Genomic DNA, 14,909 nt, shown 5'->3' on the forward strand with positions numbered 1-14,909 from the left:
AGCCAACGGGGCATAACAAACTAATTCGTCGACTATGACACACTGTTGAGTTCTCAAGAATCAGACGCACACCGTCCTGCGACCTTCCGGTCGAAGCGGCGGGGCAACCTGCAGAAACTTACCGGTCCGACCTCAGCGCGTCAACTCCGTCGGAGTGACTCCCTGCCGTAAGATCCGGCCGCCGCACGCGCGTCAGCCACTCGAGGTGACCTCGCGGTCCGAGTGGCAGCTGCTCGCTGCGACAAGAAGAACGTTACACACGTGTTGCGGGGAGGCCAAATCAGGGCGTCAACACCCCAACGGGGGTGCCTTGCGGTAGGTGCTGACGGTCGGGTCGTCCGCGATCCAGAAGCGCCACGGCCGCTCGGCGTCGCCCCGGAGCCCCACCCGTGGCCCGCGCTCCACGGCGGTGACCGGATCCCCCGGATGCAGGGTGACGGTGCTCGGGGCCAGGAGGTCCGTCCCGTCGTGGTCGAGCCGCAGGCCGAGGGCCTGACCGAGCCGTCCCGGCCCCCGGGCGAGGTCGCGGGCGACGCCGGTGCGCCGACGAGACCGGGCCTCGTCGGCACCCGCCACGACCTCGCCGGCACGTAGCAGCACGGCACCGGGCGATCCCTCGGGACCGGTGACGACGTTGGCGCACACGTGCAGGCCGTAGGAGAGGTAGACGTAGAGCCGCCCGGCGGGGCCGAACATCGTGGCGTTGCGGCGGGTGGGACCGCGATGGGCGTGGGAGCCGGCGTCGTCGGCGCCGCCGTAGGCCTCGACCTCCGTGAGGCGGATCGACACCCCGGCGTGGGAGACCACGGCACCGAGCAGCAGCGGCGCGACCCGCTCCACCGGGGCGGCGAGCAGCGCCGCCAGGTCGTCGGGCCCGGGACGCGCGCCGCTCACGTGTGTCGGCTCAGGAGCCGAGCCGCGCGCGGTGCGCGGCCACGACCGCACCGAGCTCGTCGAGCTGCTCGCGCACTCGGACGGGGGCGGTGCCGCCGCGACCGTCGCGGGAGGCGACGGAGCCCTCGGCGCTGAGCACGTCGCGGACCCCCGGGGTCAGGGCCGGCGAGATCGCCGCGAACTGCTCGTCGGTGAGCTCGTGCAGCTCCAGGCCCAGCTCCTCGCACCGGCGCACGCACGCGCCCGCGAGCTCGTGGGCGACGCGGAACGGCACGTTCTCCCGCACCAGCCACTCGGCGATGTCGGTGGCCAACGAGAACCCCTGGGGGGCGAGCTCCGCGAGCCGCTCACGGTCGAAGACCAGGGTCGCGACCATGCCGGTGAAGGCCGGGAGCAGCACCTCGAGGGTGTCGACGGAGTCGAAGACCGGCTCCTTGTCCTCCTGGAGGTCGCGGTTGTAGGCGAGGGGGAGAGCCTTCAGGGTGGCCAGCAGACCCGAGAGGTTGCCGACGAGCCGCCCGGCCTTGCCACGGGCCAGCTCGGCGATGTCGGGGTTCTTCTTCTGCGGCATGATGCTCGAGCCCGTCGACCAGGAGTCGTGCAGCGTGACGATGCCGAACTCCCGGGTCGACCAGAGGATGACCTCCTCGGCCAGGCGGCTGACGTCGATCCCCACCTGGGCGCACACGAACGCGAACTCGGCCACGAAGTCTCGCGCGGCGGTGCCGTCGATGGAGTTGGCGCTGGAGCCGGTGAACCCGAGCTCGGCGCTCACCCCCACCGGGTCGAGCCCCAGGCTCTGGCCCGCGAGAGCCCCCGAGCCGTACGGCGAGTCGGCCGCGACACGGGCGTCCCAGTCGAGGAACCGGTCGACGTCGCGCAGCAGGGGCCAGGCGTGGGCCATCAGGTGGTGGGCCAGCAGCACCGGCTGCGCGTGCTGCAGGTGGGTGCGGCCGGGCATGACGGTGGGCGTGCCCGCCAGGTGGTCGGAGGCCTGGGCCGCCAGCACGTCCACGAGGTCGAGCACCTGCCCGACCACCACGCGGCAGTGGTCGCGCAGGAAGACCTTGAAGAGCGTCGCGATCTGGTCGTTGCGGCTGCGACCCGCCCGCAGCCGTCCGCCGACGTCGGGTCCGACCTCCTGGAGCAGCAGCCGCTCGAGGGCGCCGTGCACGTCCTCGTCGGAGTCGTCGGGCCGCAGGGTGCCGGCGGCGTACCGCTCCCCCAGTGCGTCGAGGCCGCGCAGCAGCTCGGCGTGGTCGGCCTCGGTGAGCAGGCCGGCGCGGTGCAGCGCGTTGGCGTGGGCGCGCGACCCGGCGAGGTCGTAGGGCGTGAGTCGCCAGTCGAAGTGGGTGGAGCGCGACAGCGCCTCCAGCTCCGGCGACGGGCCGCCGGCGAAGCGGCCCCCCCACAGCTTGCCGGTGTTCGTGGTGCTCACTGGTCTCCTCCCAGGACGGCCCGGACGGCCGCGGTCATGATGTCGCACAGGTCGGGCGAGACGAGCCGGCCGTCGCGGGCCAGGTCGTCGGGGGTCCACCAGCGCGCCTCGAGGACGACGCCGACCTCGGCCTCCTCGAGGTGGTCGAGGACGACCTCCTGCGCGCGGTCGAGGGCGAGGGCGAAGAAGGTCGCGTCGCCGCGGTAGGTCGTGCCGCGCCAGGAGAAGTCCTGCACCTGGTGGTGGAACGGCCCCACCAGGTCGGCCGCCGCCGCCCGGACCCCGGTCTCCTCGTGCAGCTCGCGCAGGGCGGCGTCGACGAGGGACTCCTCCTCGTCGACGCCACCGCCGACGGTGCCCCAGCGCGGGGCGTCGGGACGCTCGGGGTCGTGGTCGAGCAGCAGCAGGACCTCGCCCGTCGCGCTGACCGGCACCACCCGGGCGCTGCGGCGCAGGATCGGCTCCATCAGTCGGTGCCGAACTCCATGGCCGCGTGGTCGAGCGCCTCGTCGTCGATGTCGCCCTCGCCGGCCGGGCGCGTGGCGATGCGCTTCGCGCCGCCCGGCTCGAGCTCGCCGAAGAGAGTGCCGTTCTCGACCAGCACCTGGCCCTGGTCGAGGGGCTGGGTGGCGTAGAGCTCGAGCTTGGCGCGCGAGTCGGCGATGTCGAGGTTGCGCATCGTGAGCTGGCCGATGCGGTCGGTGGGCCCGAACGCGGCGTTCTCGGTGCGCTCCATGGACAGCTTGTCGGGGTGGTAGGAGAAGGCCGGCCCGTCGGTGCGCAGGACGGTGTAGTCCTCGCCGCGCCGCAGGCGCAGCGTGACCTCGCCGGTGACCAGCGAGGCGATCCAGCGCTGGATCGACTCCCTCAGCATCAGCGCCTGGGGGTCCAGCCAGCGGCCCTCGTAGAGCAGCCGGCCGAGGCGACGGCCCTCGTTGTGGTAGCTGGCGACCGTGTCCTCGTTGTGGATCGCGTTGAGCAGGCGCTCGTAGGCGATCCACAGCAGCGCCATGCCGGGGGCCTCGTAGATGCCGCGCGACTTGGCCTCGATGATGCGGTTCTCGATCTGGTCCGACATACCCAGCCCGTGACGCCCGCCCACGGTGTTGGCCTCGTGCACCAGGGCCACGGGGTCGGCGAAGGTCTGGCCGTTGATCGCCACGGGGCGGCCCTGGTCGAAGCGGATCGTGACGTCCTCGGTGGCGATGTCGACCGCGGGGTCCCAGAACTTCACACCCATGATCGGCTCGACCAGCTCGAGGGAGGCGTCGAGGTGCTCGAGCACCTTGGCCTCGTGGGTGGCGCCCCAGATGTTGGCGTCGGTGGAGTAGGCCTTCTCGGCGCTGTCGCGGTAGGGCAGACCGTGCTCGGTCAGCCACTGGCTCATCTCGGCGCGCCCGCCCAGCTCGTGCACGAAGTCGGCGTCGAGCCAGGGCTTGTAGATGCGCAGGGCGGGGTTGGCCAGCAGCCCGTAGCGGTAGAACCGCTCGATGTCGTTGCCCTTGAAGGTCGACCCGTCGCCCCAGATGTCGACGCCGTCCTCGTGCATGGCGCGCACCAGCATCGTGCCGGTGACGGCGCGGCCGAGCGGGGTGGTGTTGAAGTAGGTGCGACCGCCGGAGCGGATGTGGAAGGCACCGCAGGCGATGGCGGCGAAGCCCTCCTCGACCAGCTGGGTGCGGCAGTCGACGGCGCGGGCGATCTCGGCGCCGTACTGCAGGGCACGGTCGGGCACGCCGGAGATGTCGGGCTCGTCGTACTGCCCGATGTCGGCGGTGTAGGTGCAGGGCACCGCACCCTTGTCGCGCATCCACGCGACGGCGACGGAGGTGTCGAGGCCGCCGGAGAACGCGATGCCGACGCGCTCGCCCTTCGGCAGGGTGGTGAGGACCTTGCTCACGGTGGGGCTCCTTGGGGATCGGGACGGAAGTCTGGTGGGGCGGCGCACGCTCCGTGCGGGGCGCCGCGGCGTCAGGTCGTGCGGGGAGGTGCGACGGGGGTCAGGGCGCCGGCGGGACGTGGGTCTCGGCCAGCGCCAGGAATCGTCGGGCCAGGTCGTCGCCGCCCGCGGGGTCGCGACCGATGACCAGGACGGTGTCGTCGCCGGCGATCGTGCCGAGGATGTCGGGGAAGTCGGCCTTGTCGAAGGCGCTGCCGAGGAACTGCGCTGCGCCGGGCGGGGTGCGCAGCACCACGAGGTTGGCGCTCGCGTCGGCGCTCACGAGGAGCTCCGCGCACAGCCGGGCCAGCCGCGCGCGCGCCGCGGCCGAGTCGGCCGGCGGGGCCGGGCGACGGTCGCCGCCCTCACCTGGCACGGCGTAGACCAACGCACCCGAGGCGGCGCGCACCTTGACGGCGTCGAGCTCGACGAGGTCGCGCGAGAGCGTGGCCTGGGTGACCCGGACACCGCTCTCGGCCAGCAGCACGGCGAGCTCGCCCTGCGAGTGGACCTCCTGGGTGGAGACCAGCTCGACGATCAGCTGGTGGCGCGCGTTCTTGGTCGCGGGCCGCAGGACCGACTCGGTCATCAGGCTCACCTCTCCCCCGCCGTCGGGTCCTGCGCGAGCGAGGGGTCGAGCAGGAAGGCCAGGACGGCCTTCTGGGCGTGGCGCCGGTTCTCCGCCTCGTCCCAGACCACGCTCTGCGGTCCCTCGAGCACCTCGGCGTCGATCTCCTTGCCGCGGTAGGCCGGCAGGCAGTGCAGCGCCACGGCGTCGGGTCGCGCGTGCGCCAGCAGCGTCGTCGTCAGCGACCACGGCGCGAACACCGCCGCCCGTGCCTCGGCCTCCTCCTCCTTGCCCATGGAGACCCAGGTGTCGGTGACCACGACGTCGGCGCCGGTGACCGCGACCACCGGGTCGGCGACCGCCGCCACCGAGCCGCCGGTGCCGGCGGCGATCTCGGCGGCCCGGGCGAACATCGCCTCGTCGGGCAGGTAGCCCTCCGGGGCGCTGACGCGCACGTGCATGCCCGCGGTGGCCCCGGCCAGGAGCCAGGAGTTGCCCATGTTGCACGCCGCGTCGCCCACGAAGGCCGCGGTCAGACCCGCGAGGTCGCCCTTGTGCTCGCGCACCGTGAGCAGGTCGGCCACCAGCTGGCACGGGTGGAACTCGTCGGTGAGCGCGTTGACCACCGGGACACCGGCGTGGGCGGCCATGGTGTCGAGGTCGGACTGGTGGAAGGTGCGCCACACGACGGCCGCGACCTGGCGACCGAGCACCCGCGCGACGTCCTCGACCGACTCGCGCACGCCGATCCCGGCCAGGCGGCCCTCGACGACCATGGGGAAGCCGCCGAGCTCGGCGATGCCGGCCGAGAACGACGTCTGGGTGCGCAGGGTCGGCTTGTCGAAGATCATCGCCACCGACCGCGGGCCCGCCAGCGGGCGCTGCTGGTGCGGCGAGGCCTTGAGCTGCGCGGCGAGGTCGAGCACGCGCGCCTGCTCGGCCGGCGACAGGTCGTCGTCGCGCAGGAAGTGCCGCAGCTCCACCGCGGCAGGCAGGACCGTCCCGGTGGGGGCCGGCGCGCTCACGAGACGCCCGCGTCGTCGAGGATCCGCGGCCACGCCGCGAGGAAGGCCTCGACGTCGGCGGTGCCCAGCACGAGCGGCGGGGCGAGGCGGATCCGGCGCGGCGTGGGGTTGTTGACGATGAAGCCGTGGGCCATCGCGGCCGCGGTGACCTCGGCGGCGTGCTCCGAGACCAGGTCGAGCCCGATGAGCAGGCCCTCACCGCGCACCTCGGTGACCCGCCGGTCGGCGAGCAGCCCCGCCCGCAGCCGGTCGCCCGCCTCGACGGCGTGGGCCAGCAGGCCCTCGGACTCGATGGTGCGCACGACGGCCAGCGCGGCCGCACAGGCCACCGGGTTGCCGCCGAAGGTCGTGCCGTGGTTGCCGGGGTCGAAGAGGTCGGCGGCGCGGCCCAGCCCGAGGACCGCGCCGATGGGGAAGCCGCCGCCCAGTCCCTTGGCCAGCGTGATCACGTCGGGCACCACGCCGGAGGGCAGGTGGGCGTACCAGGAACCGGTGCGGCCCATGCCCGACTGGACCTCGTCGAACCACAGCAGCGCGCCGTGCTCGTCGGCGACGCGACGCGCCGCGGCGAGGTAGCCCTCGGGCGCGACCACGACACCGGCCTCGCCCTGGATCGGCTCGAGCAGGACCGCGGCGGTGTCGTCGGTGACGGCGGCGGCCAGCGCGGCCTCGTCGCCGTACGGCACGAACTCGACGTGGCCCGGCAGCGGCTCGAAGGGGGCGCGGTAGGCCTCCTTGGAGGTCAGGGCGAGCGCGCCCATGGTGCGACCGTGGAAGCCGCCCTCGGCGACCACCACATGGGTGCGCCCGGTGCGGCGGGTCAGCTTGAAGGCGGCCTCGTTGGCCTCCGCGCCGGAGTTGGCGAAGAAGGCCTTGCCCTCGGCGCCCGCGAACGACAGCAGCCGCTCGGCCAGCTCGACCTGGGGGGCGCTGGTGAAGAAGTTGGAGATGTGGCCCAGCGTCGACAGCTGCGTCGTGACCGCCTCGACCAGCGCGGGGTGGGCGTGGCCCAGCGCGTTGACGGCGATGCCGCCGAGCAGGTCGACGTACTCCTTGCCGTCGGCGTCCCACACGTGCGCGCCCTCCCCGCGCGTCAGCACGAGCTTGGGCGGGCCGAAGGTGTTCATCAGGGAGTCGGCGTAGCGCTCCTGCAGCGCCTGCTGCTCGGTCATGACTGGGTCTCCCGGGCCTTGCGGGTCTTGGTCTCGACGCCGGGCAGCACCTGCGTGCCGACGCCCTCCTTGGTGAACAACTCCAGCAGCACGGCGTGCGGCTCGCGCCCGTCGACGACGGTGGCGCGCGGCACCCCGCCCTCGACCGCGAGCAGGCACGCGCCCATCTTCGGGACCATGCCGCTGGCCAGCGAGGGGATGACCTCGGCCAGGGACTCGGGACTGATCTCGCCCACGACGTCCTCGGAGTCGGGCCAGTCGAGGAAGAGGCCCTCGACGTCGGTCAGCACGAGCAGCTTCTCGGCCTTGAGCGCCACGGCCAGGGCGGCGGCCGCGGAGTCGGCGTTGACGTTGTGGACGGTGCCGTCCTCGTCGGGGGCCACCGAGGAGACCACCGGGATGCGGCCGGCCTCGATGAGGTCGAGCACCGACTCCGGGCGCACCCGGGTCACCTCGCCGACCAGACCGAGGTCGACCTCCTCGCCGTCGACGACCGTGCCGGTGGCGGTGGCGGTGAACAGACCGGCGTCCTCGCCGGAGCAGCCCACGGCCAGCGGGCCGTGCTCGTTGATGAGTCCGACCAGCTCGCGCTGGACCTGGCCCACGAGCACCATGCGCACGACGTCCATCGCCTCCGGCGTGGTCACGCGCAGGCCGCCGCGGAACTCCGACTCGATGCCGAGGCGGTCGAGCATGCTGGAGATCTGCGGCCCGCCGCCGTGCACGACGACGGGTCGGAAGCCGGCGAAGCGCAGGAAGGCGATGTCCTCGGCGAAGGCCCGCTTGAGGGAGTCGTCGGTCATGGCGTTGCCGCCGTACTTCACGACCACGATCTTGCCGTGGTACTGCTTCAGCCACGGCAGGGCGGCCGCGAGCGTGCGGGCCTTGGCCTGGTCGGGCTTGCCGACGGTGAATTCTCCGGTGCTGGAATCGTTCATGATGAGTAGGCGCTGTTCTCGTGGACGTAGGCGTGGGTGAGGTCGTTGGTCCAGACGGTGGCCCGCTCGGAGCCCGCCTTGAGGTCGATGGTCACGCTGACCTCCCGGCCGGTGAGGTCGACGGTCTCGGGGTCGGCGTGCGGGGTGGACCGCTTGCAGACCCACACACCGTTCATGGCGACGTCGAGGTCGGCGGGGTCGAAGGCCGCCGCCGTGGTGCCGATGCTGGCGAGCACGCGGCCCCAGTTGGGGTCGTTGCCGAAGATCGCGGCCTTGAACAGGTTGCTGCGGGCCACGCTGCGCCCGACCTCGACGGCGTCGTCCTCGGAGGCGGCGTTGAGGGTCGTGATCGCGATCTCGTGGTCGGCGCCCTCGGCGTCCTTGAGCAGCTGCATCGCCAGGTCGGTGCACGCCTGGGTCAGGGCGTCGGTGAAGTCGTCGACCGAGGGCGTGATGCCGCTGGCGCCGCTGGCCATCACCGTCACGGTGTCGTTGGTGGACATGCAGCCGTCGGAGTCGAGCCGGTCGAAGGAGACCCGGGTCGCCGCGCGCAGCGCGGTGTCGAGGTCGGCGGCGGGCACGACGGCGTCGGTGGTGAGCACGACGAGCATCGTGGCCAGCTGCGGCGCCAGCATGCCCGCGCCCTTCGCCATGCCGCCGACCGACCAGCCGGCGCCCTCGACGACGACCTGCTTGCTCACCGAGTCGGTGGTCATGATGGCGTGGGCGGCCTGGTCACCGCCGTCGGGCGAGAGGGCCGCGTGGGCGGCGTCGACCCCGGCGAGGACCTGGTCGCGGTCGTTGGTCAGGCCGATCAGGCCGGTCGAGCAGACGACGACGTCGAGCGCCCCGATGCCGAGGTGGTCGGCGACCCGCTCGGCGACCGCGTGGGTGGTCTGGAAGCCCTCGGGGCCGGTGTAGCAGTTGGCGCCACCGGAGTTGAGGACGACCGCGCGCACGGTGCCGTCCTTGACGACCTCCTGGCTCCACAGCACCGGGTTGGCCTTGCACCGGTTGGCGGTGAAGACCGTGGCGGAGTCGTGGGCAGGCCCCTGGTTGACCACCAGGGCGACGTCCTTGCCGCCGGAGGCCTTCAGGCCCGCCTCGACACCGGCGGCGACGAAGCCGGCCGGGGTGGTGACGCTCATCTCTTCCTCTTCTCGCTGCTGCTGGAGCCGGAACGGCGCTCCGGCTGCTGGTCGGACTGCGGGTCCTTGCGGGAGCGACCGGTCGTGCGCGGGGGCTTGTCGGTGCCGTTGCCGGCGCGCGGCTCTCGCTCGCGCGGCGCTCGTGACGCGCCGACGGGCACCGCGGGTCGCACCGTGTGGCCGTGGCGGCGCCAGGCCTCGGTGGCGCGCTCGGTGGCGCCCGAGGGCACCAGCACCCAGTCGGTCTCGAAGGTGGAGATCGAGAAAACGCTGATCTGCTCCTCGGCCAGTGGCACCAGCAGCGCGGCCAGCACCCCGGTCGCCTCGGTCGGGATCGGGCCCTGCACCGAGAAGGCGACCAGGCCCTTGTGGGCGACCTGCTTGGTGGGCACGTTGCGGCCCGCGCAGATCAGCGTGGTCTCGGTGGCGGTCGCCGTGACCGAGAACAGCGACGACGACTCCGCCCAGCTCGGCACCTCGGCGCCGACCGGGAGCTTCACCAGCGCGAGCTTCTCGGGGAACTGCTGCAGCACGTACGACACCGTGCCGCCCGACACGGCGGGGCCGCCCTCGTGGGTGCCGGTCTCCGCCGGCTCGTCGCCGCTCACGGCGCGATCCCGACCGCGGTGAGACCGGTGGTCTCGTCGATGCCGAGCGCGATGTTCATGCACTGCACGGCCGCACCGCCGGTGCCCTTGGCGAGGTTGTCGACGGCGCCGACCGCCACCAGGCGGCCCGCGGCCTCGTCGACGGTGACCTGCACGTGCACGGCGTTGGAGCCGGTGACCGACTTGGTCTGGGGCCACAGGCCCGCGGGCAGGAGGTGCACGAACGGCTCGTCGGCGTAGGCCTCGGCATAGACGTCGTAGGCCTCCTCCGCGCTGACCGGGTCGACCAGCGGGGCCGAGCAGGTGGCCAGGATGCCCCGTGGCATCGGCACCAGCAGCGGGGTGAAGCTGACGCTGACCGTGCCCTCGACGAGGCGCGAGAGGTTCTGGGTGATCTCCGGGGTGTGGCGGTGGGTGCCGCCGACGCCGTAGGCGCTGGCGTTGCCCATCACCTCGCTGCCCAGGAGGTTGGTCTTGGCGGCCTTGCCGGCGCCGCTCGTGCCGGAGGCCGCGACCACGACGACGTCGGGGTGCACCAGCCCTGCGGCGATGGCCGGGGCGAGGGTCAGCGAGGACACGGTGGGGTAGCAGCCCGGCACGGCGAAGCGAGTGCGGCCCTCGAGACGCTCGCGCTGACCGGGGAGCTCGGGCAGGCCGTAGGGCCACGTGCCGGCGTGGTCGCCGCCGTAGAACCGCGCCCAGGCGGCGGGGTCCTCGAGACGGAAGTCGGCGCCGCAGTCGATGACGATCGTGTCGTCACCGAGCTGGGCGGCGAGCTCGCCGGACTGGCCGTGGGGCAGGGCGAGGAAGACCACGTCGTGGCCCGAGAGCACCTCGAGCGTCGTCTCCTCCAGCACCCGGTCGGCCAGCGGCACGAGGTGCGGCTGCAGCGCGCCCAGGGGCTGACCCGCGTTGGAGGCACCGGTCAGGGCGCCGATCTCCACCTCGGGGTGGCCCAGCAGCAGGCGCAGGACCTCTCCTCCGGCATAACCGCTGGCACCGGCGACAGCGACACGTCTCCTCGTCATGTGCATGACTATACAAGTCAATGCATGAGCATGTGCAAGTCGGTCGTCGACGGGCACCTGCGTGGGTCGACGCGACGCGGGCAGCGCCGCGCCCGCCGCCGCCCAGCCGCCGCTGCCCGGGTCGCACGCGGCGAGGGAGGCGGGCGGAGCCGCTGACGGGCGCGCGGGCGCGACGTCCGTCGCAGCTGCGCGAGAGGCGGCGCGCAATTGCGACGGTTGCGCACCCGACCCAGCGCCGCATCGGCACCAACCACGCAAACCACCGCGACCACCACCAGCGACCCCGCGCAATTGCGCCACTTGCGCACACCACCCAGCGCCCCACCAGCGAACGCACGCGATTGCGCCGGTTGCGTGTGGGACGAGTGCTGCGGTGGGGGGCCCGGGGCGGGCGACCGCGGCTCCGCACGCAGGGTGCGGAGCCGCGGGGACCTCAGGCGCGCTGGACGGCGCCGGTGCGCTCGACGGCCGCGTCGACGGCGGACTGTCGGGCCGCGACGATCTCGTCGTCGGTCAGCGTGCGGTCGGGGGCACGCAGGCGCAGGGCGAAGGCCAGCGACTTGCGCCCCTCGCCGAGCTGCTCGGAGCGGTAGACGTCGAAGAGCCGGATCGACTCCAGCAGCTCGCCGGCCCCCGCCACCAGGGCGGCCTCGACGTCGGCCGCCGTCACGGCCTCCGCCACCACCAGGGCGACGTCCTCCTTGGCGAGCGGGAAGCCCGAGACCACCGGGCCCGGCACGACGTCGACCGCGTGACGCAGGAGGGCGTCGAGGTCGACCTCGACCGCGGCGGAGCGCGCCGGGAGGTCGAAGGCCTTGCAGACCCTCGGGTGCAGCTCCCCGGCGTGGCCGACCACGACCCGGTCGTCACCCTGGCCGACGGCGACCTCGGCGCAGCGGCCCGGGTGCCAGGGCATCCGGGCGGCCGCGGCGACCTCCAGTTCGATGCCGAGCTCGGTCGCGACGCGGCGCAGCACGGCGAGCGCGTCGGCCCAGCCGGCGTCGCGGCCCTCGCCCCACCAGCCGGCGCGCTCGCGCTCACCGGCCAGCACGACCGACAGGTGCTGCGGCTGGCGCGGGATGGCGTCGAGCAGGGCCTGCAGCTCGGCGTCGGAGGGGCGCTGCTCGACGCCGTAGATCGGGGCGGGGCCGCCGTCGACCGGGAAGGCCACCGTGCCGGTCTCGAAGAGGGCGACGCCGGCGGCCCCGCGCCCCAGGTTGCGGGCCGCGGCGCGCAGCAGGCCCGGCAGCAGCGTCGTCGTGTACGCCGGCTCCTCGGAGCTGATCGGGTTGGCCAGGCGCACCGTGCGGCGCAGCGGGTCCTCGGCCGGCAGCCCGAGCGCGTCGAACGTCGCCTCGCCGACGAACGGGAAGCTGATCGCCTCCACGCACCCGGCGCCCGCGAGCACCCGGCCCACCCGACGGCGCAGTCGCTGCTCACGGGTCAGACCGCGCCCCGCGGCCTCGGTGGGCAGCACCGAGGGCACCTCGTCGTACCCGACGATGCGGGCGACCTCCTCGACCAGGTCGAAGGGGTCGGTGACGTCGGGGCGCCAGCTCGGCGCCGTGACCGTGAGGGCCTCGCCGTCGACCTCGACCGTGCAGCCGACGGCGCGCAGGTGCGCGACCGTGGTCTCGGCGCTGATCGGCATGCCGGTCACCCGCGCGGGGAGGTCGGCGCGGGCGTGGACCACGGCCGGGGCGGGCGCCTGGCCGACCACGGTCACGCCGGTGTCGGCCCGGCCGCCACCCAGGGCGGTGAGCAGCTCGACGGCGCGGTCGGCCGCCACCTCGGGCAGCCGCGGGTCGACGCCGCGCTCGTTGCGCTTGCCGGCCTCGGAGCTGATGCGGTGGCGCTTGCCGGAGCGGAAGACCGAGGTGGCGTCGAAGTGGGCCGACTCCACCACCACGTGGGTCGTCGAGGCCGACATCTCGGTGCGGGCGCCGCCCATGACGCCGGCGATGCCGATCGGGCCGGTGGCGTCGGTGATGAGCAGGTCCTCGGGCGAGAGCTCGCGGTCGGTGTCGTCAAGGGTGGTGATGCGCTCCCCCGGCTCGGCGCGCCGCACCCGGATCGCGCCGTCGAGGGTGTCGCCGTCGTAGGCGTGCAGGGGCTGGCCCAGCTCGAGCATGACGTAGTTGGTCACGTCGACGCCCAGGGAGATCGAGCGCATGCCGGCCTGCTGGAGGCGGCGGACCATCCAGTCCGGCGTGGGCGCCGTGGCGTCGAAGCCGGTGACGGTGCGCGCCACGAAGAGCGGACAGCCCGCGGGGTCCTCCACCACCACGGGGTGGCCCTGGTCGTCGGCGTCCGGCACGTCGCGCTCGGCGGGGTCGACGTAGGGCAGGTCGTAGGCCAGGGCCGCCTCACGGGCGATGCCGCGCAGCGAGAGGGCATAGGCACGGTCGGGGTTGATCTCGAACTCGATGACCTCCTCGCGCAGGCCGAGCAGGTCGAAGACGTCGTCGCCCGGCTCGCCGGCGTCGGCGGGCAGCACGATGATGCCGTCGTGCTCCTCGCCCAGCCCGAGCTCGGAGGAGGAGCAGATCATGCCGGCCGAGACGTGGCCGTAGGTCTTGCGCGCCGAGATCCGGAAGTCACCGGGCAGCACGCCGCCGGGCAGGACGGTGACGACGAGGTCGCCGGGGGCGAAGTTGTGGGCTCCGCAGACGATGCCCTGCGGCTCGCCGGTGCCGTTGGCGTCACCCACGTCGACGGTGCACCAGTTGATGGTCTTGCCGTTCTTCTGCGGCTCCGGCTCCATGGTGAGCACGCGGCCCACGACGAGCGGACCGGAGATGCCGGCACCGGCGCGCTCCACGGCCTCGAGCTTGAGGCCCAGGGCGGTCAGGCGTGCGGTGAGGTCGTCGGTGGTGACGTCGGCGGGCAGGTCGACGAGCTCGCGGATCCACGAGACAGGGGCCTTCATCAGATCTCACTCCCGAACGCGGTGGTGAAGCGGACGTCGCCCTCGAAGAGCGCGCGCAGGTCCTCGATGCCGTGGCGGAACATCAGCATCCGGTCGATGCCGAAGCCGAACGCGAAGCCGGTGTAGCGCTCCGCGTCGATGCCGCACGCGGTGAGCACCCGGGGGTTGACCACCCCGCAGCCGCCGAGCTCGATCCAGCCCTCGCCGCGGCACGTGCGGCAGGACGCGGCGGCGTCGGCCGCGCCGTCGTCGCCCGTGGCGAGCCCCGTGCCGCGGCAGACGAAGCAGACCATGTCCATCTCGGCCGACGGCTCGGTGAAGGGGAAGTACGACGGGCGGAAGCGCGTGGAGATCCCGGCGCCGAACAGCGAGGAGACCAGGTGGTCGAGGGTGCCCTTGAGGTGGGCCATGGTGATGCCCTCGTCGATGGCCAGGCCCTCGACCTGGTGGAAGACCGGGCTGTGCGTCGCGTCGTACTCGTCGGTGCGGAAGACGCGACCGGGGCAGGCGATGTAGATGGGCGGGGTGCGCGTGAGCATCGAGCGCGCCTGCACCGGCGAGGTGTGCGTGCGCAGGACGACGCCGTGGTCGGCCGGGTCGGCCCAGAAGGTGTCCTGCATCGTGCGCGCCGGGTGGTCGGGGCCGAGGTTGAGGGCGTCGAAGTTGAGCCACTCGGCCTCGAGCACCGGCCCCTCCGCGATCTCCCAGCCCATCGCGACGAAGATGTCGGCGATCAGCTCCGAGCCGGTGGTCACGGGGTGACGCGCGCCGACCGGGAGCCGGTCGGTGGGCAGCGTGACGTCGACGGTCTCCTCGACGAGCATCCGCTCCTCGTGCTCGGCCTCGAGCACCTGCTGGCGGCGCGCGAGGGCCTGGTTGACGGCACCGCGCGCCTGGCCGATGCGCTTGCCGGCCTCCTTGCGGGCCTGCGGGGGCAGCGCGCCGATCTCGCGGTTGGCCAGCGCCAGGGCGGAGCGGTCGCCCGCGTGCTCGAGCCGGGCCGCCTTGAGCTGCTCCAGGTCGGTCGCGGCCTCGATGGCCGCCACGGCGGCGTCGCGCGCCGCCTCGACCTCCTCGGACTTCAAGGGGGTGACCTCCACGGGGTCGAAGTCGGTGTTGGGACCGGACATGACTGCCTTTCCAGCGGGTGGCCGCGCACTCCGGCGCGCGGCGTGGTCAGTCTAGGAAGCCGCGGCCCCCGCCCGCGAACCGGTTGCCGGCC

At 73.4% G+C, this 14,909-nt stretch carries 13 protein-coding genes; all 13 read right to left on the bottom strand.

Translation table 11 applies throughout. The annotated features are described in order from the left end of the window. Positions 1 to 288: 288 nt before the first annotated feature. On the bottom strand, positions 289 to 894 hold the full coding sequence (locus LPA27_RS15785) for a DNA-3-methyladenine glycosylase (protein WP_228943049.1): 606 nt from the start codon (positions 892 to 894) through the stop codon (positions 289 to 291). Positions 895 to 904: 10 nt separating this feature from the next. Beyond that, a complete protein-coding gene (argH, locus tag LPA27_RS15790) occupies positions 905 to 2,332 on the bottom strand; it encodes an argininosuccinate lyase (protein WP_228943050.1) in 1,428 nt (475 codons plus the stop codon). Next, the gene (locus tag LPA27_RS15795) at positions 2,329 to 2,799 is read right to left on the bottom strand and encodes an NUDIX hydrolase (protein ID WP_228943051.1); all 471 of its coding nucleotides are present in this window, start codon (positions 2,797 to 2,799) and stop codon (positions 2,329 to 2,331) included. Before LPA27_RS15795 ends, argH begins: the two co-directional genes overlap by 4 nt. Continuing rightward, positions 2,799 to 4,232, bottom strand: coding sequence for an argininosuccinate synthase (argG, locus tag LPA27_RS15800; protein WP_056862825.1), 1,434 nt, complete (start codon positions 4,230 to 4,232; stop codon positions 2,799 to 2,801). The genes LPA27_RS15795 and argG overlap by 1 nt, the downstream gene beginning before the upstream one ends. A gap of 100 nt (positions 4,233 to 4,332) precedes the next feature. Next, positions 4,333 to 4,860: an arginine repressor gene (locus LPA27_RS15805; RefSeq protein ID WP_056862824.1), complete on the bottom strand. Its 528-nt coding sequence runs from the start codon at positions 4,858 to 4,860 to the stop codon at positions 4,333 to 4,335. Between the two features lie 5 nt (positions 4,861 to 4,865). Continuing rightward, positions 4,866 to 5,816, bottom strand: a complete 951-nt coding sequence (gene argF / locus LPA27_RS15810; RefSeq protein ID WP_056904919.1) for an ornithine carbamoyltransferase — start codon at positions 5,814 to 5,816, stop codon at positions 4,866 to 4,868. A gap of 44 nt (positions 5,817 to 5,860) precedes the next feature. Continuing rightward, on the bottom strand, positions 5,861 to 7,036 hold the full coding sequence (locus LPA27_RS15815) for an acetylornithine transaminase (RefSeq protein ID WP_228943052.1): 1,176 nt from the start codon (positions 7,034 to 7,036) through the stop codon (positions 5,861 to 5,863). Further along, entirely contained in the window at positions 7,033 to 7,974 is a 942-nt protein-coding gene (gene argB, locus LPA27_RS15820) for an acetylglutamate kinase (RefSeq protein ID WP_056862822.1), read from the bottom strand. Before argB ends, LPA27_RS15815 begins: the two co-directional genes overlap by 4 nt. Next, positions 7,971 to 9,122, bottom strand: a complete 1,152-nt coding sequence (argJ, locus tag LPA27_RS15825) for a bifunctional glutamate N-acetyltransferase/amino-acid acetyltransferase ArgJ (RefSeq protein ID WP_228943053.1) — start codon at positions 9,120 to 9,122, stop codon at positions 7,971 to 7,973. The genes argB and argJ overlap by 4 nt, the downstream gene beginning before the upstream one ends. Continuing rightward, a complete protein-coding gene (locus LPA27_RS15830; RefSeq protein WP_228943054.1) occupies positions 9,119 to 9,730 on the bottom strand; it encodes an ACT domain-containing protein in 612 nt (203 codons plus the stop codon). Before LPA27_RS15830 ends, argJ begins: the two co-directional genes overlap by 4 nt. Next, the gene (argC, locus tag LPA27_RS15835; protein ID WP_228943055.1) at positions 9,727 to 10,764 is read right to left on the bottom strand and encodes an N-acetyl-gamma-glutamyl-phosphate reductase; all 1,038 of its coding nucleotides are present in this window, start codon (positions 10,762 to 10,764) and stop codon (positions 9,727 to 9,729) included. The genes LPA27_RS15830 and argC overlap by 4 nt, the downstream gene beginning before the upstream one ends. A 427-nt stretch (positions 10,765 to 11,191) precedes the next feature. Further along, the gene (gene pheT / locus LPA27_RS15840; protein ID WP_228943056.1) at positions 11,192 to 13,687 is read right to left on the bottom strand and encodes a phenylalanine--tRNA ligase subunit beta; all 2,496 of its coding nucleotides are present in this window, start codon (positions 13,685 to 13,687) and stop codon (positions 11,192 to 11,194) included. Next, on the bottom strand, positions 13,687 to 14,817 hold the full coding sequence (pheS, locus tag LPA27_RS15845) for a phenylalanine--tRNA ligase subunit alpha (protein ID WP_056904334.1): 1,131 nt from the start codon (positions 14,815 to 14,817) through the stop codon (positions 13,687 to 13,689). Before pheS ends, pheT begins: the two co-directional genes overlap by 1 nt. Positions 14,818 to 14,909: the final 92 nt, after the last annotated feature.

This window comes from Nocardioides sp. Leaf374 (assembly GCF_916862475.1).
In the GTDB taxonomy this organism is placed as follows: Bacteria; Actinomycetota; Actinomycetes; order Propionibacteriales; family Nocardioidaceae; genus Nocardioides; species Nocardioides kribbensis.